Origin of the sequence: Sphingobacterium sp. BIGb0165 (assembly GCF_024810095.1) — a bacterium.
In the GTDB taxonomy this organism is placed as follows: Bacteria; Bacteroidota; Bacteroidia; order Sphingobacteriales; family Sphingobacteriaceae; genus Sphingobacterium; species Sphingobacterium detergens.
Genome location: NZ_JANUEB010000006.1, coordinates 304,423 through 324,619, shown reverse-complemented (window position 1 = coordinate 324,619; position 20,197 = coordinate 304,423). Strand labels below are relative to the sequence as shown.

Here is a 20,197-nt window from a genome sequence, read left to right as displayed (position 1 = left end):
AAACAGGATCTTTCAGTGGATGAGATGTTAAACTGTCTGGGCAACTTGCTTTTAATGGTGTTTTTTTTGTTTAATAGTTTTGTCTAAACAAAATCATTAAGTATTTGTTAATATGTCAAACAACTATTTTATGAAGTATCTTTTTTCAATTATCTTAATTGTAGTCCTCCTGCATGGAAAGACGAATGCCTGCACCAGGGTGGTTTATAAAGGACCCGGTCAAACGGTTATTACAGCGCGTAGCATGGACTGGAAGGATGACATTGCTGCTAACATTTGGGTATTTCCGCGGGGTATGCAAAGAAGTGGTGAAGTGGGGCCGCAATCGCTTACCTGGACATCACAATATGGTAGTGTGATTGCTAGTGCATGGGATATTGCGACCGTGGATGGACTGAATGAAAAGGGACTGGTCGCCAATGTCCTTTGGCTGGTCGAGTCTACTTATCCTAAATTTGATCCCGCCGGAACAAAAAAAGGGGTAGCGATCTCAGCCTGGGCACAATATGTACTTGACAATTTTGCGACGGTAGCTGAGGCGGTGAAGGTGTTACAGGACGAGCCTTTTGTAATTGTGAGTGACTATATTCCGGGAACCGAAAAGTTTACAACAATACATCTATCCCTTTCGGATGCAACGGGTGACAATGCCATCTTTGAATACATCAATGGAAAATTGGTTATTCACCATAATGCAGCATATACGGTGATGACAAATTCACCCGTATTTGAGGAACAGCTGGCTTTAAACAGATACTGGCAGGGAATCCCGGGGACAATTATGCTTCCGGGTACCAATCGGGCTGCAGATCGTTTTGTGCGTGCTTCGTATTATATCAATGCCATCCCACAAACGGAGGATACACGAACTGCTGTCGCGAGTGTATTTAGTGTCATTCGTAATTGCTCTGTTCCATTTGGTATCAGCTCGGAAACTGAACCTAATATTTCCTCTACCCGATGGCGGTCAGTCGCAGATCAAAAGAATAAAGTTTATTATTTTGAGAATGTGTTGACTCCGGGAACTTTATGGGTGGATCTTACTAAGTTTGATTTGAAAAAGGGTTCCCCTGCAATGAAACTGGATTTAAAACAGGGCATAGCAATTAATGGCATCTCAAATGGACTATTTAAATCTGCCAACGCCTTTAAATTTATGGGTATATAGTCGTGTGAAAATATTAAAAGCCAATAGGCTGTCCGATATTTTTGGACAGCCTATTGGCTTTTAATTTATTCGTATTCCCGAGCATCTCTTTTCAACGATCAATGCGCATGGGCTTCGTTTTTATTCTTAGGACAGCTTTCTTGTTTTTATTTAACGGTGGTGCCATCCGCGATTTCTTCATCGGCTTTACTCACAAGCCGCATGGTCGGATTAAGATTGCCAAAGATTTCTACCTGTCCGTCAATGCTACGTCCTTTTTGTACCGGAACACGACTTGTTTTGTTGTCCACAACGGCGATGACAAAACTTCCTTCACCTGAGGTAAAGACTGCGGCTTTGGGAACAACAAAGGTGCTATCCTGAGAAGTCAGGGGCAACTCGACCTCAGCAACCATACCCGGGAGGAGTTTGTTGTTGGTATTGGTAATGTCGATTTCAACTCGTTCAGATCTGAATCTGCTATCCAGCGCGCCTGACTTGCGTGCGATCTTACCTGAAAACTGTTGGCCCGGCAAGGACTTTACGGTAAACTGCAGCGGTTGATCTGCTGCCAGGAAGCCTGCATATTGTTCGGGTACGGCAACAGCCAAACGGAGCTTGCTCTGTTGCTGGATGGTCATGATGGGCATCTCCGAACCTCTGCCCGCTGGTCCGACATAGGCACCCTGATTGACATTACGTGTCGCGATAACACCATCAAATGGTGCACGTATTTCGAGGTAGTTCAATAGGTTCTGTACCTCCGCATAAGCTGATTTTGCCGCCTGAAATTGGGCAAAATCAGCATTCTTTTTCGCTTCGGCGACCTCGAGATCCAGTCGGGCTACAGTACCTTCTACTTTACTGGTTTCGAACAGTCTATCGTAGGTACTTTTAGTGGCCATGTAAATCGCTTCCTGCGACTTTAACCTAGATTTTGCGGCTGACAATTGTGAACTCAATTCTGGTGCCTCAAGTACAGCTAACAGCTGTCCGGCCTGAACCCGACTGCCAATGTCAACTTTTAATGCCCGTACGTAGCTGCTCACTTTGGCATAAATTTCCACCTGCTGAAATCCACTGATCTCGCCCGGTATCTGCATTTTGTTAGTTAGTTTCTGTTTGGACGGCGCAAATGTTTCCATTGCTGGACTTGCCGTTACTGCTGCTACTTTTGTACTGTTTTCCTCGGCAGCGGACTGACATCCGGTTAAGTAGGCGAGCAGGCCTACTGCGGATAATATTTTTAGGAGATTGTGTTTCATGATAAAGGTTTTAATGCTGCGATATAATGTTTACTTTCTTCGTCTTCGGGATCTAAGGAGATCGATTGGGTGCTGCTTTTCTCTTGTGCCCAAGCAAATATTAAAGGTAAAATCACCAGTACTGCAAAGGTGGAGAAGAGTAAGCCTCCGATAACTGCACGTCCCAATGGGGAGACCTGTTCTCCGCCTTCACCATGACCGATAGCCATAGGCAACATCCCGACAATCATGGCCAAACTGGTCATAATAATAGGACGTAGACGCAGTGAGGCTGCTTCGCGTGCTGCTGCCAATGCATTTTGATTGTGCTTGCGGATATGCTCTGCATTGGTGATCAATAGCACGGCATTGGCGATGGATACACCCACAGACATAATAATACCCATATAGGATTGCATGTTGAGTGTTGAACCGGTCATTAAGAGCATCAGTAAGGATCCAAGGACAACGGCTGGCACGGTGGTGAGAACAACCATAGATACTTTGAATGACTGAAAGTTGGCCGAAAGCATCAGAAATATCACAATGATTGCTACAGCCAGACCTGCCTGTAGGCTGTCCATGGTTTCATTTAATACTTTTCCCAATCCGATTTGCTCCACCGAAAGACCGCGTGGAAGTTCGCCCAAAGCTTTAATACTACGTTGTACATCATTGGAGGCTGTTTTCAGATCCGTATGGTCGATATTGGCCGTGACGGAAATGTAGGGCATAGCACCTAAGTTGTCATTCTCGCCATAAGTATAAGATGGCGTAATGGTTGCAATGTCGCTCAGTATTGGTCTTGACGAATTTTTTAACAATGGTATTTCTCCAATCTCTTTCTCGTCTTTCATTTTATCAATGGGAACCTGTACTTGGACATTGTAGGATAGTCCCGCTTTTTCATCAATCCAGGTGTTTTTCTCCGTATAACGGGAGGACGATGTTGCCGCGATCAGTGATCGGGTTACTTCTGCAAGGTCAATACCTAGCTGAGCGGCACGCACCCGATCAATATTGATGTCATAGGACGGGTATTTGATGGATTGTGCCAGCTGTACATCCCTGAAATAGGGGATAGCTTTCAGTTCTTCGATTAATTTACCTGCATATTTCTCATTATTCTTTTTGTTCTTGCCAGCAATTCGCACCTCGATCGGTGTTGGTGAACCTTGGCTCAGGACTTTATCGGTGAGTTCGATGGGTTCAAAGGAAACTTGCACATCTGGAAGAGCGGCCTTGAGTCGCTTTCTGTATTCATCGCGGAAGCTGTCCATATCGTTCTCGTAATCTTTAAGAGCGATTTGAAAAACTGCCTCATGAGGTCCGGCCATAAATAGGTAGATCGGCGATACAGAAAACTGCCCAGGGTGCTGGCCAATGTACACGGAGGAGATCCCTATATGTTCTTTTCCAACAAGTTTTTCAAGTTCGGCCAACGCGCGCTTGGCTTTCTCCTCGGTACGTTCAATACGGGTTCCTTCAACCGCACGCAGACGCATCTGAAATTGACTTGAATTGACCTTTGGAAATACGTCCTGTCCAATCGTATTGAGTAAAACGAGCACCAGACTTATGGCACCAACTAGGTAGACGACGGTGATAATTTTCTTCTGTTTGAACAGTCTGTCGATCATTTTCATAAACCGATTTCTGAAACGTTCAAACAGGCTGATCTTGCCATCGTTGTTAAAATCTTCCCGTTCGACAAGAAGTTTCTTCTGATTCAGGGTATCTTGTTCAGATTCGACGGATAGACCTGTTTCGGCAAATTTTACTTCATCTGCATTCAGTCCTTTTGGATTTATTTTATGTGGACCGTTCTTTTGATGATCTTTCATAAGCCAGTTGGCCATGATCGGTACAAAAGTCTGTGACAGCAGGAAGGAGATGATCATGGAGAATCCAATGGATAGGGCTAAGGGTAAGAATAGGGATCCCGGAATACCTGTCATTGTAAATGCTGGCGCAAATACGGCAAGGATACACAATAAAATCAACAGCTTTGGCAGGGCAATTTCCTTACAGGCATCCCAGATTGCCAATGCTTTGGGTTTGCCCATATCGAGGTGCTGGTGTATATTCTCTATCGTAACCGTACTCTCGTCAACGAGGATACCGATTGCCAGTGCCAATCCACTCAGTGACATTAGATTGATCGTCTGTCCAAATAGTTTCAGGAAGAGTACGCCCGAAATTACAGAGATTGGGATTGTTAGGATAACGATTAAAGCTGCTCTACGGTCGCCCAAAAATAATAAGACCATCAGACCGGTGAGTATTGCTCCGATAGCGCCTTCGGTAATCAAACTTTTGACGGAGTTGATGACATAGACGGATTGGTCAAACTCATAGGATAATTTGACATCTTCGGGCAGGGTATTCTGTATTTTTGGAAGTGCGGCCTTCAGATTTTGTACGACCTCCCAAGTGGAGGCATCACCGGCTTTGGCAATGCTGACGTAGACCGATCGTTTGCCATTGACGAGTGCATAACCTGCCGTGACATCGGCACCATCTTTCACTGTAGCTATATCACCCAGATAGAGATTTTGTACACCACCTTTAAAAAGGGGGATTTTCTCAAAATCCTTCACATCACGAATGGTGTTGTTGGTAGGTGTAATGTAGTTTTTATCTTTTATACGGACATTTCCGGCAGGGGCAGTCTGGTTATTGAGTTTTAACGCTTCGACGACCTGATCAGGGGTCATATTGTGACTGCGCATCAGATCGGGATCAACATTGACTTCGATTGTACGTGGGCTACCTCCAAAAGGTGGCGGGGAAAGTAATCCCGGTATGGAGGTAAAAGAAGCCCGTACATAGACGTTGGCTAGATCCTGTAGTTCGTTGTTAGAACGTTTGTCACTGCTGAGTACCAGCTGCCCTACAGGGAGTGATGACGCGTCAAACCGGATAATAAAGGGTGGTTGTGATCCCGGGGGAAAGGAGGCCTGGATACGATTGGCCAATGCGCTCAATTCGGCTGCAGCCTGAGCCATGTTGGTGTCTTCGTAGTAGGAGATCTTCATTAAGGTCAGCCCCTGGATGTTTTTGGTCTCAATGGATTTGACTCCGTTGGCAAAAAGCAGGATATTGACGTAGTTTTTAGCAAAATAAGACTCCATCTGATCTGGAGAATAACCTCCAAAGGGGTGCGCAATATAAATAACAGGAAGGTTCATTTTGGGTAAAATGTCTACCTTGATCGTGCGTACTGCGCCTATTCCAAATACAATAAGTCCCATGACCAACACAAGGATGGAGATCGGCTTACGTAAGGCAAAACGTATTAAATTCATGCGGTGTTATTTATAGTTCTTTGTTGAAAATATCGAAATCCCCTGCTGCTGCGGCTTTCAGCAAAAGTGATTGCCACAGGTTGATATGGACGATTTCGCGATCTGTTTCGGCTCGATTAAGTGTATATAGGGTTTGGGTGACATCCACAAGTGTTGCCAGACCGTTTTTGTACATAGCCATCTTTTGATTGTAGGCCTGTTGGGCCGCTGATACCTGTCGAGGGGCTTCGATATCGCTCTGTTGTGCTAATCTGATCTTAACGTCGGCGGCATCCAGCTGTGCAACAAATTGTGCTGCGGTGGTTTGATATTCCTCCCGTAAAGCATCGTTGGTATACCGTTGTGCGCTGATTTTTTTGTTGATTCGGGCGATTGAGGTTAAATTCCAATTGATCCCCAAGCCCAAAAGATAGTTTTGTCGGTTGGGGCGGATACCATCCCAGTAGTTTCTTGTAAAGGCATGGAGGTCTGTCGTGTAATCGCTTTTGAAGCCAGAACCTCTTGCCTGGAAAACACCGAAGGCCGATAAGGTGGGCAGGTATTCCTTGTTTGACAGTCGCAGTTGTTGTTCACCAACTTCAATCCGGCTTTTGTAATATTGAAGCACGGGGTTGTTGTCCACCAACGTTGGGTCGGTCGTCAGTAGCTGGGAGGGTGTTTTTGTTACCAGCGCAGTGTCAATCTGAAGATCTGTTGCGTTGATCCCCATCAGTACCGTTAATTTGTTGTTTTGCTCCTTCACATTCTCTCCGGCCTGATTCAAACTGATCTTCGCGCGGGATACTTCTGCCGAAGCCAAGGTTGAATCGACACCGGGCAAAATCCCGTTCTTGGCTTTGGTGGCCGCGATGTTAAAGAAAACCAGAGCGCGGTCAAGGTTTTTCTGTTGATTTTTTTGAAGACGTTGGCTCGCCAGAAGATTCAGATAGGCTGCGGCAATCTTGATCTTATGTTGGAATTGTTCTTGTTGAAGATCAATTTCCAATCGTTTGCTGTCCGCTTTACTCAATTCGATGCGCTCTTTTCTGCGGCCAAAGGTGTAGATATCCCAATTGATGTTGGCAAGATAAAGCGCTCCAAAAGCGGAATTCCAATTTTGCTCCGGAAGCGCCGCACCCGAAGAAGCAACACCGAGCCCACCAAATCCATATAATGGGCCATTCTGTCCATTGATGGTTCCATAATCTTGTTGCGCTACAACGGTCAAATTAGGCCAGAAGTCGCGTTTTACCTGTTCGTTGGTCTGTAGTGCTGACTGGACATAATACGCCTTTGCCTTAATAATTCCATAATTTGCAAGACCTTGGTCTACGGCATCACGGATGGTAAGCTTTTGTGCAAATGAGGTTGAGGTCGCAAGTGATACAGCCAATGACAACACTAAATTCAATTTCAGCATAGGTTATATATCATTTTATGGAAACGAAGATAAGGCTGGACCTTGTTGTATAGTCCGTTTAAAATGATCTATGACGTTTAAAAGTGACCAATGTAATTCGTCATTTATTTTTCGGTGGTTGTAAACTTAATACTTTTACTTTGTAACAGATTTTTAACAAAATAAGGGAGTATGAGAAAGGTTCTGGAAAATAAGATCATACAGGAAACCATGTTGCTGGTTTTCTCGTTTATCCTCTTTACGCTGAATGACTGGATTCTGATTTTGAGCTGGAAAGGCTTCTTGATGGGGGTGATCTATTTTTTGATCTTATATATCCATGCGCAGGTGAACCGTTTTTTTCTGCTGCCTCTTCTGCTTAAAAAGAATAAAGCCACATTGTATGCGCTATCGTCGATCGCAATATTGCTGGTGTTTGCTTTGGTGCTAAAAGAAATAACGGAAAACTTTATTTATAAAAACTGTTTTTTGTATAAAAGCCTCGCGCAGAAAACATTCCATTATCAGGTCGGTGTATTATTGGGCTCGTTGATCTGTATTTTGGGAAGTATCCAATTTATTGAATTCTATCGTTTTCAACGATTGAAAACGCGACGGGAACTGCTCTCTAATCAGACACAATTGTCTAATTTAAAAAAACAGCTGAACCCCCATTTTTTGTTCAATACCTTAAATACCATTTATGGCATCAGCCTTAAATTTCCGGAACGTACCTCTGAATTGATTATCAAAGTGTCACAACTGCTGCGTTATCAGATGGAAAGTAGCGACAAGGAATTTGTTTCAATGGATGATGAGATTGATTTTATTTCGAGTTATATCGAATTGGAACGTGAACGGTTGGGCTATCGAACCAAGATTGACTTTGATTATCAGCGGGAAGAAGGAGTCAAGTACCAGATCGCGCCGATGCTATTGATCACATTTGTAGAGAATGCCTTTAAACATGGTACCTGTAGTATAGAAGATTGTTACGTAGCAATTTCGATCAGGATTGAAAAAGGGAACTTATATTTGCATGTACGAAATTCAGTTCCTGTGAAAAAACGGAATGTATTTTCGGCAAAAATAGGTTTGGAAAATACGATAGCGCGATTAAAATTGCTCTATCCCAACCGCTATCAGTTAAATACAAATGCAAGTAAAGAGGAGTTTGAGGTGTCTTTAGTTATAAATCTTTAGCCATGGAGAAAAATCGCTGTATTGTGGTTGACGATGAACCAGCTGCACATTATGTATTGGTAAATTATATTGAAAGAAGCGCTGATCTGGAATTGGTCGCTCAATGCTATAATGCCTTTGAAGCACTGGAATATCTGCGCAATAACCGGGTTGATCTGATCTTTCTGGATATTGACATGCCCGAAATTACCGGAATGGAATTCTTGAAAATGTTGGACAATCCACCCAAAACGATCTTGACAACAGCCTATTCGGAGTACGCATTGGAAAGCTACGACTATGGGGTGGTGGACTATTTGTTGAAACCAATATCTTTTCCTCGTTTTATTAAAGCTGTACAGCGCTTTCTATCTTTTAACCAGAGTACAATACCACAGGAGGAGGAGCCAAAAACAATAAGTATCCGTATGGATGGACGATTGATTGAGGTGAAGCTTTCTCAGATCGATTTTATTCAGAGTTTTGGTAACTACGTAAAAATCGTGACACCGGCGCAGACTTACCTGACTGCCAGTACCACCCAACAGATCTTAACGCAGGTACCTGCGTCCAAATTTGTCCGCATCCATAAATCGTATATTGCCTCTATCAACAAGGTCAGCAAATATGAACATGGTATGGTGCAGATCAATAATATGAGTCTCCCCGTTGGGATCACTTTCAGAAGAGAATTACAGGAACGCTTGGGGAACAGGTAAAATCATCCTTAAGCACTTACATGGGGTTGATGGAGCACCGGAAAATTCACTGAATTTGCAATAAAACAATATTCATTGGCTTTTTTGTGAAGTGCTATTGCTTTGTCGATCATTTCAGGTCGCTGTACACGGATTGAGGGGCTAAGTATGACCTCTTTAAAAAAGCCCTTGCCACTTTCTTCCTCCATCATTGTTCCTGTGGCATGATCAATATACGATTCCACGATAATATTGTTGACCGAACAGAAATGAAGATACCATAGCATGTGGCAGGAGGATAAGGACGCAAGTAAAAGATCTTCGGGATTGTGCTTATTGGGATCTCCACGAAATGCCGGATCAGAAGACCCTTGGATAATCACTTTGTCCTTTATGCTGATCTGGTGGCTTCGTTCATAGTTTTTATAATGATCTGTACCACTCCCTAAATTGCCCGTCCATTCAACGGTCGCTTTATATTGATGTTCTTTCATTGACAAATGATGTTTTTATTGCTTATTCCTTGTGAAGTTATAAAATATCAGCGGCATTTTATGTCATAAACTCCAATTGTCTATGGAGAGGTGTCGGAACTGCCAATTCGTTTATATAGTGGTCATGCTTTTCTTTTTTTGGTTAATAATAAAATATACTTAATGGTATTTTATTTTATATATTTGCATCATGTTATTCGTTTTTAAATTTTTAATTGTTTTAATTAGGCTTGTGTAGGCTTTTTTTGATTATTTATATACCAAATGGTATTATTTTTTAATAGCAAATATAGGCAGCTCAAAAGGCAGGTGTTAGCGTGATAAATAGGAATTAGGTACAAAAATAATTTGAGATATGGAACAATATGATCTAGTCATTATTGGCTCTGGGCCCGGCGGATATGTTGCCGCGATTCGTGCTGCCCAATTGGGGTATAAAACGGTATTGGTCGAAAAATACAATACATTAGGTGGAACATGTACCAATGTTGGTTGTATTCCGACAAAGGCTATTTTAGACAGTACCCATCATTATCATGATGCTGTACATCATTTTGCGGCACATGGAATTACGACGGATGGCTTGTCTGTAGACTTTAGACGGCTGTATGCGCGTAAGGATCAGGTGGTACTACAGAATACACAGGGGCTTAATTTTCTTATGCGGAAAAATAAGATAACGGTGATTCAGGGTACAGCCTCCTTTGTGGATAATTCGACATTAAGCATTGTAAAGAAAGACAATGTGACCGAGCTTATTCAGGGCGATAAGATCATTATCGCCACAGGGTCGAAACCGGCTACTATTCCTGGGCTAGTGATTGATAAGGAAAGAATTATCACGTCAACGGAGGCTTTATCCCTAAAGGCGCAGCCAAAAAACATGGTTATAATTGGTGGTGGTGTGATTGGCGTGGAAATGGCCTCGATATTCAATCGATTGGGCGTTGAAGTTACGATCATCGAATATGCGGATCATCTTCTGGCAAATATGGATCATGAACTGGGGGATGGGCTCAAAAAAATCCTGTCAAAGGAAGGTATCCGCATACTGCTTCAACAGGCTGTTTATAAAGCAGAAAATTTGGGCGATAGCGCGCAGGTCTCGTTCAAAGATTGTTCTGGGCAGGAGCAGGAAATAACGGCTGACTATGTGTTGGTGGCTGTAGGTCGCAAAGCTTATACCGAAGGATTGGGGCTGGAAAATACGGATGTTCAGTTGGATGATAGGGGAACAATTGTGGTCAATAATCAGTTGCAGACCGCTGCCCCCAATATTTATGCTATCGGAGATGTGATCGGTGGGGCGATGTTGGCCCATAAAGCGGAGGAGGAAGCACTATTTGTTGTCGAACAGATCAATGGTCAAAAACCGCATATACATTATGATCGAATACCTGCTGTTGTTTATTCCTGGCCTGAAGTCGCATCTGTCGGTTTCAGCGAAGAGGAACTCAAGGCGAAGGGAATGAAATATACTGTTGGGAACTTTCCATTTTCTGCCAATGCCCGTGCACGTGCGGGAATGGACACGCAGGGCTTTGTGAAAGTTTTGGCGGATCCAGTCTATGGTGAACTGCTGGGTGTACATGTGCTGGGAGCAAGGGCTGCAGATCTTATCGCACAGGCAGTCGTAGGGCTGGAATATGAAATTACGGCCGATAGTATGGCCAGGATTTCTTACGCCCATCCGACCTATTCCGAAGTGATGAAGGAAGCACATGTCATCGCATCAGGACGACCATCGGTCAATATTTAACTGTATTTGACTTGCAGAAGGTCATGTAGGTGACTTTCTGCAAACAATAAACAATTGATAGAAACTTTGGTTCGGGGTTAGGGATAAACTATATTTGTTAAATATCAATTCGTATTGTCGCATGGATCAACATATATTAGCGGAGAGCATCCTGAAACAGATTGATCTTACTAAGGAGGAAATGGATCTTTTCTTTTCCTTTGTCAAATTGAAAAAGGTCAAGAAAAAACAGTTTTTATTGTTGGAAGGGGATGTGAGCCGTTATGCGCTATTTGTCGTTTCGGGTTGTCTGCGCAGTTATTGTGTAGATGAAAATGGGTATCAATATATTCAGCAGTTTGCACCCGAAGGTTGGTGGATAGGGGATATGTATAGTATTGTCACGGGTAAACCGGGATATCTTGCCATTGATGCTGTATTTGATTCTGAAATTGCCATGATCGCAAAAACGGATCTCAATAGATTGTATACGGAGATCCCAAAATTGAATATCTATTTCAGGGTGTTGGCAGAAAACGCCTTGGTATATTACCAGAGCCGTGCCATGGAAAATCTCCGTTTGACCGCAAAGGAGCGTTATGAACGATTTTGCACACGCTATCCTAGCTTAATTGCCTGTCTTCCGCAAAAGCAGGTGGCCGCCTATATTGGCGTGACCCCCGAATTCTTAAGTAAGATGCTGAATCAATAAGGGAAATCTACCATTTTTCCTGTAGCAATGTTTCCAATTTGCTGATTTCCTCTTGATACATTGTTTTCTTGCGTGTACCAAAATAAAGTGTATTCTCAACCGGAGATTGACCTTCCCAGACCAGTTTAATTTTGCCGGAAGCAATAGCTTCTGCACATAAAAAATCAGGAACAATAGAAAAGCCTTTGTTATTGCTGAGACAACGTATAATGGAACTGATATTGGGTACAATGTAATTGGGGCTGAAATCGGGATGTTCGCCAAAATGTGTTGACCAGAAATTCCTGAGGTGATCCATATCTGCGGCAGTGCTGTACCAGAGCTGTTTTTTTAATAGCTCGGAAGCTTCTTTGATCTTATTGTCCTGCAATAAAGCTTCCAATTCGGTTGTATCTGTTTGGCAACCTGCGATCAGCACGATACGCTCTTTTGAAAAGGGCTGATACACTAAATTCTGCTGATTACCTTTTTGCGGTGTAATAATGAGGTCGAGTAATCCATTGTCCAGATCCTGTTGCATCTGTGGGTATTCGCCGAATTTAATAATGAGGTTAAAGGGAAGCTGGGCAATATGCTCCTCAAGAGTGTATTGAAAGGTTTCAAAACACATACCAACGCTGATGGTAATACGTTCATCCAGAGCTCGATTGTGAAAATGTTGTTCGCCTATTTCTAGCTTTTTAAGCGGATCAATAATATAATTATATAAAATTTTTCCTTTCTCTGTCGGTACCATCCGACGTGCTGACCGATCGAATAGTTTGTGCCCTGTAAAGGCTTCCAAGGAGTTGAGATGTAGACTCACGCCAGGTTGCGAAATAAACAATTCCTGTGCGGCCGCTGACAATGTGCCGGTCTCATAAATCGCCTTAAAAGTACGAAGCCATTCTAAGTTCCATTTCATATCTATTATTTTAATGATACAAATGTACAATTTAAATTATTTGTATGATCTATGAAAATAATAGAAATTTGTATTATCAATAATAAAAATAATAGAGATGAATATATTTATTATCAATGGCGGACAGGAGTTCGCACACTCAGGTGGTTCTTTTAATACCACAATTACAAATTGGACGGAGCAAACTTTGGTTAAGAATGGATTTGAAACCCGTGTGACCAATGTAAATGATGCGTTTGACGCGATGGTGGAAGCTGAAAATTTTAAATGGGCGGATATCATTGTTTATCACTTCCCTGTATGGTGGTTTCAGGTGCCTAACCGTCTAAAACTTTATATAGATGAAGTATTTACAGCTGGACACAATAATGGAATCTACCAGAGTGATGGCCGTTCGCGTAAGAATCCGGCAATCAATTACGGTACCGGTGGATTGATGCATGGGAAAAAATATTTTGTAACCTCAAGTTGGAACGCGCCAGATACGGCATTTACGATGGAAGGTGAGTTTTTTGATCAGCATTCTGTTGATGAAGGTGTTCTGTTTGGCTTTCATAAGATGAATCAATTTGCTGGATTGGAAAGTATTGGAAGTTTTCATTTCCATGATATGGAGAAAGGCGCAACACAGGAGCGTGTGGATAACTACGAAAAGGAATATAAAGCATATTTGGAAGAGGTATTTTATTTTGAAACTCAGTTATCATGAAGATCTATATAACGGCTATTTTAAAGGCGAATCCGGTATTTCGAATCGAGGTTATGCATACATTGCAGCATATGGTCGAAGAGAGCCGAAAGGAAGCTGCTTGTATACAGTATGATCTGCATCAGCTGGCTGAAGATGAGAATCAGTTTATCTTTTATGAAATCTGGGAAAGCCAAGCCGGACTTGATGCACATAATCAGCAACCTTATATCCTCGCATTTGGGCGAATGGTTGAGGAGAAGCTGCAAGAGACACCTCAGATTTACTTAATGGAAAAAATAGCTTGATTCCATTTTGATAGGGAGGACAAAATTTAAAATTTAAACTGGAATCAGACACGTTTTTATATTAAAAACTGTTGAAATCATTCGTGTTAGCGTTACGGAGTGCTAATCGTTTATTGCTATTTAGTAACACGAATGATTTTATTGGTTCCTTTTTCAACGCCAATAGTAAGGGGATTCCTTTGCTTCAGACTCTCTTGTAAAAGAGATAACTGATCTTTCCGCTCGTTACCTTTGTTATCCAGCCAAAAAGAAGAAGCCATCATACCAATCTGTATCCTGTAAACCGAATCTTGTTCGGGCACTGCCTGCTCAATAACCTGGTTTTCATACCAAATTAGATTTTCATCGTTCTTTTTGACCGAACATGAAAATAACAGTAGACCGAAGATTAATAGCGTGGCTGATCTAAAAAAATGCTTAAGTGTAAAATCCATCGACGTTTTGTTTGATAACTAAATCTACAGTTTTTTTTCATACCTCGTTCCTAAAATCTGCTAAATCTACTACAGATGATTTGCCGTCGGTCATTTTCAAATCCGTTGTACATGCACTGTAATGTTGGATTGCTATCTATGGCTGAGGAACCGGATTTGGATTGCTTCGATCCGTTCTAAAAATTGTTTTTTGTATGTTGATAGGCAATTCCCAGCTGATCGAGAAACTGAAATAGCTTATTGTTCATCTCGGTGTAGTCGTAACTGCGGATTTGATCTGGAGTCTGCACAAATTTATGTAGTTTGCTTTTGTGTAAAAGATCTTTCTCTGCCTGAATCAGCAATTCGACAACTTCCGCATTGAGTTCCATATGGCACTGAAAGCCATAAACCAGGTCGGTGTACCTTACGATCTGTCGTGGACAACCTACACTGACCGCAAGAACTTGACTGGCTGGACTGAGCCCCGGCATATCATTATGCCAGTGACCGACAGGTAGAAATTCATCAAAATGCCTAACTTTCGGATCCGCTAAACCATCTTGAGTAAGTTGGATCTCAAAAACGCCTATTTCTTTTTCCGGACTCGGTTCGTAGGTTGCCCCTAGGGCTTCACCGATCAATTGTGATCCTAGACAAACCCCAACAACGGCTTTTCCAGCATGTATACATTGCCTGATTAAGGCAATTTCAGCGTGCGCATCATAATAAGGATATTCCTGTTGAGAGGAATCTGGACTTTGAGGACCACCCATAATAACTAATAAGTCTATCATCGTGCCGTCTTGTGGTAGCGCTTCATATTGATATACCTTGGAGAAACTCGTTTTATGGTGTCGTGCTAATGCCCATTGCAAATAGGCTCCTGGAGCTTCAAAATCTTCATGCTGTATAAAATGTACATTCATAAGCTCTATTTTTAAATCAAATTCTCGTTCCAATAATAACTATCGGGGGTATTTCGCTGTCCGAATATCGCTGTACCTACCCGTACAATAGTAGCGCCTTCGGCAATCGCTATTTCCAGATCCCCACTCATTCCCATGGATAATTCTTGCATCGATACATTCGGAATATCGAGCATAATGATTTGTTGTTGAATCTGTTTGAGCAACTGGAAACACCTACGGACTTGTTCAGCTTCGGCACTTAGGAGGCCAATCGTCATCAATCCTTTTATGTGTAAGCTGTTCAGAGGGGCGATCTGCCTGACGAGGTCAATGACCTGATCTGGGTCAGCGCCATATTTACTTTCTTCGTAAGATGTATTGACCTGAATGAGTATATCTATGGTTTTATTTTCGGCTGTGAGTCGCTGGTGGAGTTTTTGGGCTAAATCGAAGCGGTCTACAGAATGCACACAGGAGACATTATATTTGAGGATTTCTTTGATTTTATTGGTCTGTAAGTGTCCAATAAAATGATTGTGATGTGCAATTCCCTTCAGGTCTTCGTATTTCTCCTTTAGTTCCTGCACTTTGTTTTCGGCAATCAAGGTCTGTCCAGCTTGTAAGGCGATTTTAATTCGATCCGCTGTTACAGTTTTTGTTGCGAGCAATAATGTTACTTCTTGTGGATCTCGACCACTACTCTGACATGCCTTTTCGATACGCTGGAGTATCGTTTTTATATTGTTACTGATAGTCGCATTCATAGTTTGAAATTAATTGTTAATGACACTTTTTTTCATCAAAATATCAGTTTGCTCATCATCTCCTAATCTAAAAATATGTTTATCAAAAGCGACAAAACCATTTTTATTATAGAAACTAATCGCACGGGGATTTTTCTCCCATACACCCAACCAAATAAAGTCTACGTTTTTTAATTTAGCGGTATCCAATGCCTTTTCATAGAGGAATTGTCCTGCTTTTCTCCCTTGAAATTCTTGTAATACATAGATGCGTTCTATTTCTAGTGCATGCTCATGCTGTAATTCAGTTTGCGCTTGTTGACTGTTTATTTTGAGATAGCCAATGATCTTATTATCTAGTTGGGCAAAATAAAACTCCGACCCTTGATTGCTCAATTCAGCCAATAATGTTTCATTCGAGAATTTTTCCGCCATGTATTTCGTCATATTTTCTGCTGTATTGGTTTCGGAAAATGCCTCGATGAAGGTCTGCTGACTTATACTTTGCAATAGATCAATATCGGTCATTTTCACTTTGAGGATTTTTATGTTTATTGAATTTTTGTCCATGTGACCGTGTGTAATAAATTAAGACTGTAAATTTCTGATAGATTTAGCGATGTTCTTTTCGATCGGATTGTCTCCTTGTTCTAAATATGTCGCAATACGTTCCCTTTCGATAGCAGTTTTGTTCTGACTGATCTTTTTTTGTCCCTGTAGATCCGTTACTTCCAATTCGAAGGCGACGATGCCGCGCATCATGCCCTTTTTAAAACGATCCGAAAGCCCTCGCCATTGGTTTAAATAAGCACTGTCATAGGTCTTGATCATCTGTTCAAGCACTTCTGTTTTTTCGTCCTCATTATTTATAATCCGTGCTGTTCCGTAGGCATGTACAGCGATATAGTCCCAGGTTGGGACGCTTTCCTCTTTGTCATAATGCATAGGGGATATGTAGGCATGTGGTTCTGAAAAAATAACCAGCGAAGTGTTTTCTACGATAGAGTTGGCTTGCTCATTTGCAACAGCAAAATGCGAACTTAAAAATAGCTTATCTGCATGTTCCTTGATCTGAAAGGGAAGTTGTGTTGCTATAGGGATATTGTCTTTTATGGATACAATCGTTGCAAAACTATATTGTTTCATAAATGCGATCTGTTCGGTATAGTCTTTAAATTGAAAATGTTTGGGTACGTACATACAAAGCGTATTTTTTTGATCATATCAAAAATAGGGCTAAAGTGATGGGAATAAATGGTCCAAATTCAATAAAGCGGATAGTCCAGTGACAATTTTCATGAGTTTAATCGAGATTGTTGGTTATATTTACCTTTGGTGATAGTAAAAGAAGAAATGAAGAAAGAAAATTACGTATTGCAGCGCTTGGCTCCAGCACAATGGGAAGATTACAAGAAGGTTAGGCTGGAAGCGTTACATACAGATCCCGGGGTATTTGGAAGTAATTATCAACGAGAGGGGGCTTACAGCCAGCGGGATTGGGTGGCACTACTTGAGAATCAAAATTGTGCGATGTTTGGACTATATGATCAAGAGGATATCATTGGATTAACGGGCGTGGTCGTGGACCGTGATGACGCTTCAAATGCTATTCTGATTGCTTCTTTTGTTCGTGAACCTCATCGCGGAAAAGGACTGTCAAGATTATTTTATCAGGCACGTATTGCATGGGCCCGCGAAAAAGGATGTGCGCAAATCACCGTATCGCATCGCGCGGGGAATGAATCGTCAAAGGCAGCAAATCAAGCGCTTAATTTTACCTATACGCATTCCCGTGACGTTGAATGGCCGGATGGTACTGTCGCAGCTGAACTGATGTATGTGTTGGTTTTATAATTGTCAGCTGACAAGGTCTGTTGCGCTTCATGTCTTTTTATTTGGCAAATTTTTTAGCGCCACCCACACAGAGTATGACACCAATGGTAACGAATAACATCCCGATATTCACTTCTTCGTGAAGTAGGCTAGCAGCTAAGATTAGACCAAAGAAGGGTTGAAGGAGCTGTAGCTGTCCAATAGAGGCTATACCGCCTTGAGCTAATCCTTTATACCAAAAGATAAAACCGATAAACATGCTAAAGAGGGAAACGTAAGCAAGACTTGTCCAGGCTCCGATGCTTACATGGGTTACCGTGGTTGGAAGAAAAATATAAGTCAAGGGCAGAGCCACTGGTAATGAAAATACCAATGCCCAGGAAATTACCTGCCAGCCCCCCAATGTCTTTGAAAGCTTGCCCCCTTCGGCATAGCCCAGTCCACAAAGGATTACAGATAATAGCATGAGTATATCGCCAATAGGAGAGGAAGATATACCTTGCTTAAGGGCATATCCAACAACCAAAAGACTGCCCAATATCGAAAAGATCCAAAATACCGGACGAGGGCGCTCGCCGCCACGAATGATACCAAAAACAGCAGTTGATACGGGAAGTATACCTACAAAGACAATGGAATGCGCGGAAGTCACATAACGTAGGGCCAAGGCACTCAATAAGGGAAAACCAATGACTACGCCCAACGCCACAATACCTAGGGATAAAAACTGTGTTTTTTGAGGGAATTTTTCCTTGTTGATCAATAATACGATAAGGGCGAGTATACCTGCGATAGTAGCGCGGGCTACGGTCACAAAGAATGGATCTAAATCTAGGACTGCTATCCGTGTTGCAGGCAATGATCCACTAAATATAATGACGCCAAGTAAACCGTTTAGCCAGCCATTTGATGATTCCGTTGCTTCTGTATTGATGCTCATTGTTAGATTATCTAAATTTTGATACAAATCTCGCGAATAGTTAAGATTGAGTACAGTTACAGTTTTTGTTTAATTGATGGATACAGTTATATTTACAATATGGGAAAAGACTTTCTATACAGTGTTTTGGCTCAAAATATAGCGAGTAAAATAAAAAATGGTGTTCTCAGACCCAATGAACGGTTACCATCGGTGCGCGTGTTGAGTAAAGAACATGGTATCAGTATGAATACAGCTAAGCGGGTATTCCTCGCGTTGGAAGCGCAATCACTAATTTATTCGATACCGCAGTCGGGATATTTTGTTAACGCATTGAATCAGCATAAGTTACAACTTCCGGAAACAGGTCAAATACAGCTGATAGCGGATAGCGTTGAGCCCAATGAGCTGATCAGTAGCGTCTACGCGAATATGGGCCGTAAAGACCTAACCTTGTTTTCCATCGGTGTTCCCTCAGGGGATTTACTGCCTTTGGCTAAATTAAAAAAGGAAATCGTACTTGCAACCCGGGAATTAGATGCCGGCGGCGCTGAATATGAACCTTTACAGGGGAATCTGAAATTGCGTAGGATGGTAGCGGCCCGTTCCCTGGGCTGGGATGGTCGATTGACAGCGGATGATGTCATCACAACAAATGGTTGTATGCATGCTTTGTCACTCTGTCTGATGGCATTGACCAAGCCGGAAGATACCATTGCATTGGAGAGTCCCTGCTACCCCGGTATTTTGCAATTGGTTCTGAGTTTGGGATTAAAGGTTATTGAATTGACCTGCGATCCAATGTCGGGGATTGATATCCATTCGCTTGAACGCTTATTGCCCGAGATCAATGTTTGTCTACTTGTGCCCAATTTCAATACCCCATTAGGCTATTGTATGCCCGATAAAAATAAAATGGAAGTGGTCACGTTACTTGCTAAGCACGCTGTTCCACTGATTGAGGATGATACTTATGGCGATATCTATTTTGGGAGTGAACGACCCAAATGTTGTAAAACCTTTGACGAAGAGGGCAATGTGTTATGGTGTGGCTCGGTATCAAAAACATTGGCCCCCGGTTACCGGGTGGGCTGGGTCGCTGCAGGGAAATACAAGGATCAGATTCTCCGCTTGAAATTAATCCATGCCTTGTCGTCCACAACATTAATTCACGAGGCAGTGGGTAATTTCTTAATGACCGGAAGATATGATCATCATCTCTATGATCTTCGGAAAACATTGCAGGAAAACTATCAACGGTTTGCCAATGTGATCGCGGAATCTTTTCCAGAAGGGACGCGGATCAGTAGACCCCAAGGAGGGTTAGCACTTTGGGTCGAGTTGCCAAAAAGCATAGACACGACAAAGCTTTACAACTACGGATTAAAAAAGAAAATGAGTATTGCTCCGGGGAGAATGTTCACCCTGCAAAATCAATTTCAAAATTGTATGCGCCTCTGCTTAGGACTACCCTGGACGGATGAACTACGTTTTGCACTGGTACAGTTGGGAAATCTAGCCAAAATGATGCTACATGCCAACAAAACTGATCCAGAAATAGATCACAGACCTTAATA

The 20,197-nt window shown here is 42.2% G+C and carries 20 protein-coding genes; 9 read left to right on the top strand and 11 right to left on the bottom strand.

Features of this window, described 5'->3' with window-relative positions:
• Window positions 1-130 precede the first annotated feature (130 nt).
• On the top strand, window positions 131-1,168 hold the full coding sequence (locus M2408_RS15805) for a linear amide C-N hydrolase (RefSeq protein WP_259183279.1): 1,038 nt from the start codon (window positions 131-133) through the stop codon (window positions 1,166-1,168).
• 146 nt (window positions 1,169-1,314) lie between these two features.
• On the opposite strand, the gene M2408_RS15800 is transcribed toward M2408_RS15805, so the two are convergent.
• The 3 genes from M2408_RS15800 to M2408_RS15790 are packed head-to-tail and all read right to left on the bottom strand — an operon-like array spanning window position 1,315 to window position 7,098.
• Window positions 1,315-2,412, bottom strand: coding sequence for an efflux RND transporter periplasmic adaptor subunit (locus M2408_RS15800; RefSeq protein WP_259183278.1), 1,098 nt, complete (start codon window positions 2,410-2,412; stop codon window positions 1,315-1,317).
• Window positions 2,409-5,699 carry an efflux RND transporter permease subunit gene (locus tag M2408_RS15795; protein ID WP_259183277.1) on the bottom strand — a complete coding sequence of 1,097 codons (3,291 nt, stop codon included), beginning with the start codon at window positions 5,697-5,699 and terminating at the stop codon, window positions 2,409-2,411. The genes M2408_RS15800 and M2408_RS15795 overlap by 4 nt, the downstream gene beginning before the upstream one ends.
• 10 nt (window positions 5,700-5,709) lie before the next feature.
• Window positions 5,710-7,098, bottom strand: coding sequence for a TolC family protein (locus M2408_RS15790; protein WP_259183276.1), 1,389 nt, complete (start codon window positions 7,096-7,098; stop codon window positions 5,710-5,712).
• Window positions 7,099-7,269: 171 nt separating this feature from the next.
• Here M2408_RS15790 and M2408_RS15785 point away from each other — a divergent pair, with 171 nt between their 5' ends.
• Together M2408_RS15785 and M2408_RS15780 are read left to right on the top strand one after the other, a co-directional pair.
• A complete protein-coding gene (locus tag M2408_RS15785) occupies window positions 7,270-8,280 on the top strand; it encodes a sensor histidine kinase (protein WP_120259005.1) in 1,011 nt (336 codons plus the stop codon).
• 2 nt (window positions 8,281-8,282) lie between these two features.
• Complete coding sequence (locus M2408_RS15780) at window positions 8,283-8,978, top strand: LytTR family DNA-binding domain-containing protein (protein ID WP_257088039.1); 696 nt, start codon at window positions 8,283-8,285, stop codon at window positions 8,976-8,978.
• Window positions 8,979-8,986: 8 nt separating this feature from the next.
• Here M2408_RS15780 and M2408_RS15775 read toward each other — a convergent pair whose 3' ends face one another.
• Window positions 8,987-9,451 (bottom strand): OsmC family protein, encoded by a 465-nt coding sequence (locus M2408_RS15775; protein WP_259183275.1) that lies wholly within the window; start codon window positions 9,449-9,451, stop codon window positions 8,987-8,989.
• Window positions 9,452-9,806: 355 nt separating this feature from the next.
• Here M2408_RS15775 and lpdA point away from each other — a divergent pair, with 355 nt between their 5' ends.
• Window positions 9,807-11,210, top strand: a complete 1,404-nt coding sequence (gene lpdA, locus M2408_RS15770; protein WP_259183274.1) for a dihydrolipoyl dehydrogenase — start codon at window positions 9,807-9,809, stop codon at window positions 11,208-11,210.
• Window positions 11,211-11,331: 121 nt separating this feature from the next.
• Entirely contained in the window at window positions 11,332-11,901 is a 570-nt protein-coding gene (locus M2408_RS15765; RefSeq protein WP_259183273.1) for a Crp/Fnr family transcriptional regulator, read from the top strand.
• A 7-nt stretch (window positions 11,902-11,908) separates the two neighbouring features.
• Here the strand turns inward: M2408_RS15765 and M2408_RS15760 are convergent, their stop codons facing one another.
• On the bottom strand, window positions 11,909-12,805 hold the full coding sequence (locus tag M2408_RS15760) for a LysR family transcriptional regulator (protein WP_259183272.1): 897 nt from the start codon (window positions 12,803-12,805) through the stop codon (window positions 11,909-11,911).
• 97 nt (window positions 12,806-12,902) lie between these two features.
• On the opposite strand from M2408_RS15760, the gene M2408_RS15755 reads away from it, so the two are divergent.
• Both M2408_RS15755 and M2408_RS15750 read left to right on the top strand, forming a co-directional pair.
• Window positions 12,903-13,514 carry an NAD(P)H-dependent oxidoreductase gene (locus M2408_RS15755; protein ID WP_259183271.1) on the top strand — a complete coding sequence of 204 codons (612 nt, stop codon included), beginning with the start codon at window positions 12,903-12,905 and terminating at the stop codon, window positions 13,512-13,514.
• Complete coding sequence (locus tag M2408_RS15750; protein ID WP_259183270.1) at window positions 13,511-13,801, top strand: putative quinol monooxygenase; 291 nt, start codon at window positions 13,511-13,513, stop codon at window positions 13,799-13,801. The genes M2408_RS15755 and M2408_RS15750 overlap by 4 nt, the downstream gene beginning before the upstream one ends.
• Window positions 13,802-13,917: 116 nt before the next feature.
• Here M2408_RS15750 and M2408_RS15745 read toward each other — a convergent pair whose 3' ends face one another.
• The 5 genes from M2408_RS15745 to M2408_RS15725 form a co-directional block, all read right to left on the bottom strand.
• Window positions 13,918-14,235: a hypothetical protein gene (locus tag M2408_RS15745; RefSeq protein ID WP_259183269.1), complete on the bottom strand. Its 318-nt coding sequence runs from the start codon at window positions 14,233-14,235 to the stop codon at window positions 13,918-13,920.
• 176 nt (window positions 14,236-14,411) lie between these two features.
• Window positions 14,412-15,143 carry a glutamine amidotransferase-related protein gene (locus M2408_RS15740; RefSeq protein ID WP_259183268.1) on the bottom strand — a complete coding sequence of 244 codons (732 nt, stop codon included), beginning with the start codon at window positions 15,141-15,143 and terminating at the stop codon, window positions 14,412-14,414.
• Window positions 15,144-15,154: 11 nt separating this feature from the next.
• Window positions 15,155-15,889: a YggS family pyridoxal phosphate-dependent enzyme gene (locus M2408_RS15735; RefSeq protein ID WP_259183267.1), complete on the bottom strand. Its 735-nt coding sequence runs from the start codon at window positions 15,887-15,889 to the stop codon at window positions 15,155-15,157.
• A gap of 9 nt (window positions 15,890-15,898) precedes the next feature.
• Complete coding sequence (locus M2408_RS15730) at window positions 15,899-16,438, bottom strand: GNAT family N-acetyltransferase (RefSeq protein WP_259183266.1); 540 nt, start codon at window positions 16,436-16,438, stop codon at window positions 15,899-15,901.
• Window positions 16,439-16,456: 18 nt separating this feature from the next.
• Window positions 16,457-17,068 carry an FMN-binding negative transcriptional regulator gene (locus tag M2408_RS15725; RefSeq protein ID WP_259183265.1) on the bottom strand — a complete coding sequence of 204 codons (612 nt, stop codon included), beginning with the start codon at window positions 17,066-17,068 and terminating at the stop codon, window positions 16,457-16,459.
• Window positions 17,069-17,221: 153 nt separating this feature from the next.
• Between M2408_RS15725 and M2408_RS15720 the strand changes: the two genes are divergently transcribed.
• Window positions 17,222-17,722: a GNAT family N-acetyltransferase gene (locus tag M2408_RS15720; RefSeq protein WP_259183264.1), complete on the top strand. Its 501-nt coding sequence runs from the start codon at window positions 17,222-17,224 to the stop codon at window positions 17,720-17,722.
• 37 nt (window positions 17,723-17,759) lie between these two features.
• Here the strand turns inward: M2408_RS15720 and M2408_RS15715 are convergent, their stop codons facing one another.
• A complete protein-coding gene (locus M2408_RS15715) occupies window positions 17,760-18,641 on the bottom strand; it encodes a DMT family transporter (protein WP_259183263.1) in 882 nt (293 codons plus the stop codon).
• A 99-nt stretch (window positions 18,642-18,740) separates the two neighbouring features.
• Between M2408_RS15715 and M2408_RS15710 the strand changes: the two genes are divergently transcribed.
• Window positions 18,741-20,195 (top strand): PLP-dependent aminotransferase family protein, encoded by a 1,455-nt coding sequence (locus tag M2408_RS15710; RefSeq protein ID WP_259183262.1) that lies wholly within the window; start codon window positions 18,741-18,743, stop codon window positions 20,193-20,195.
• The last annotated feature ends 2 nt before the right edge of the window (window positions 20,196-20,197 follow it).

Bases quoted from the DNA above. Each gene is read 5' to 3' on its own strand.
- M2408_RS15755 (WP_259183271.1), top strand. From the start codon at position 12,903: ATGAATATATTTATTATCAATGGCGGACAGGAGTTCGCACACTCAGGT.
- lpdA (WP_259183274.1), top strand. From the start codon at position 9,807: ATGGAACAATATGATCTAGTCATTATTGGCTCTGGGCCCGGCGGATAT.
- M2408_RS15775 (WP_259183275.1), bottom strand. From the start codon at position 9,451: ATGAAAGAACATCAATATAAAGCGACCGTTGAATGGACGGGCAATTTA.
- M2408_RS15740 (WP_259183268.1), bottom strand. From the start codon at position 15,143: ATGAATGTACATTTTATACAGCATGAAGATTTTGAAGCTCCAGGAGCC.
- M2408_RS15750 (WP_259183270.1), top strand. From the start codon at position 13,511: ATGAAGATCTATATAACGGCTATTTTAAAGGCGAATCCGGTATTTCGA.
- M2408_RS15780 (WP_257088039.1), top strand. From the start codon at position 8,283: ATGGAGAAAAATCGCTGTATTGTGGTTGACGATGAACCAGCTGCACAT.
- M2408_RS15785 (WP_120259005.1), top strand. From the start codon at position 7,270: ATGAGAAAGGTTCTGGAAAATAAGATCATACAGGAAACCATGTTGCTG.
- M2408_RS15795 (WP_259183277.1), bottom strand. From the start codon at position 5,699: ATGAATTTAATACGTTTTGCCTTACGTAAGCCGATCTCCATCCTTGTG.
- M2408_RS15745 (WP_259183269.1), bottom strand. From the start codon at position 14,235: ATGGATTTTACACTTAAGCATTTTTTTAGATCAGCCACGCTATTAATC.
- M2408_RS15725 (WP_259183265.1), bottom strand. From the start codon at position 17,068: ATGTACGTACCCAAACATTTTCAATTTAAAGACTATACCGAACAGATC.
- M2408_RS15730 (WP_259183266.1), bottom strand. From the start codon at position 16,438: ATGGACAAAAATTCAATAAACATAAAAATCCTCAAAGTGAAAATGACC.
- M2408_RS15790 (WP_259183276.1), bottom strand. From the start codon at position 7,098: ATGCTGAAATTGAATTTAGTGTTGTCATTGGCTGTATCACTTGCGACC.
- M2408_RS15710 (WP_259183262.1), top strand. From the start codon at position 18,741: ATGGGAAAAGACTTTCTATACAGTGTTTTGGCTCAAAATATAGCGAGT.
- M2408_RS15805 (WP_259183279.1), top strand. From the start codon at position 131: ATGAAGTATCTTTTTTCAATTATCTTAATTGTAGTCCTCCTGCATGGA.
- M2408_RS15735 (WP_259183267.1), bottom strand. From the start codon at position 15,889: ATGAATGCGACTATCAGTAACAATATAAAAACGATACTCCAGCGTATC.
- M2408_RS15720 (WP_259183264.1), top strand. From the start codon at position 17,222: ATGAAGAAAGAAAATTACGTATTGCAGCGCTTGGCTCCAGCACAATGG.
- M2408_RS15765 (WP_259183273.1), top strand. From the start codon at position 11,332: ATGGATCAACATATATTAGCGGAGAGCATCCTGAAACAGATTGATCTT.
- M2408_RS15760 (WP_259183272.1), bottom strand. From the start codon at position 12,805: ATGAAATGGAACTTAGAATGGCTTCGTACTTTTAAGGCGATTTATGAG.
- M2408_RS15800 (WP_259183278.1), bottom strand. From the start codon at position 2,412: ATGAAACACAATCTCCTAAAAATATTATCCGCAGTAGGCCTGCTCGCC.
- M2408_RS15715 (WP_259183263.1), bottom strand. From the start codon at position 18,641: ATGAGCATCAATACAGAAGCAACGGAATCATCAAATGGCTGGCTAAAC.